The 985-nt window shown below is 72.5% G+C and carries 1 protein-coding gene; it reads left to right on the plus strand.

What is annotated here, in order from left to right:
* The coding region (locus tag ADK41_RS05880) for a polyketide synthase dehydratase domain-containing protein (protein ID WP_209438638.1) at positions 1-985 on the plus strand (985 nt) is incomplete at both ends.

Genomic DNA, 985 nt, shown 5'->3' on the forward strand with positions numbered 1-985 from the left:
CACGGTCGCCGAGGCACTGTCCTACGCCGAGCCGCTGCTGCCCGTCGTCTCCAACGTGACCGGACGCATCGCCGCGCCCGGTGAACTCACCACCCCCGCCTACTGGGTGACCCACGTCCGCGAGGCCGTGCGCTTCGCCGACGGAGTCCAGGCACTGCGTGCCGCCGGAGTGGGTCGCTGCGTCGAGGTCGGTCCCGAAGCGGTGCTGACCGGCATGGCCCGTACCTGCCTCGACGACACCGACGTCCTGCTGGTGCCGGTCGCCCGCAAGGGCCGCAACGAGGCCGACGCCCTGCTCACCGCCCTCGGTCGCCTGCACAGCGACGGTGCTCCCGTCGACTGGGCCGCGTACTTCGCCGGCACCGGCGCGCGGACCGTCGACCTGCCGACCTACGCCTTCCAGCGGCAGCGCTACTGGCTGCACGCCACGGACGGCGCCACCACGATTTCCGCCGGCGCCGGTCTGGAGGCGTCCGATCACCCGTTGCTGGGTGCGGTGGTGGCGCTGCCGGACTCGGGTGGTGTGGTGCTGACGGGCAGGCTGTCGGTGGAGGCGGTCGTCCTGGGCCGCACCCTGCTGCCCGGCGCCGTGCTGGTGGAACTCGCCCTGACGGCGGGCGAGGCCGTGGGCTGTACGGCGCTGGACGAACTGGCCCTGGCGACACCGCTGGTGCTGCCCGAAAGGGGCGGTGTCCAGGTACGTGTGGTGGTCGGCCCGGAGAACGGCGGACGCCGTACGGTCGCCGTCTACTCGCGCTCCGAGGACGCCTCGCAGGACTGGTCCACCCATGCCTCCGGGTTCCTGGTGGAGGGTGTGGTGTCGGCGGGGTTCGATCTGGTGCAGTGGCCTCCGGTGGGTGCCGAGGTGGTGCCGGTGGAGGGCGCGTACGAGGTCTTCCGGGAGCGTGGTTACGGCTACGGTCCGGTGTTCCGGGGGTTGCGTGCGGCGTGGCGTCGGGGTGAGGAGTTGTTCGCCGAGGTCGCT

Source organism: Streptomyces caelestis (genome assembly GCF_001279005.1).
Classification (GTDB): domain Bacteria; phylum Actinomycetota; class Actinomycetes; order Streptomycetales; family Streptomycetaceae; genus Streptomyces; species Streptomyces heliomycini.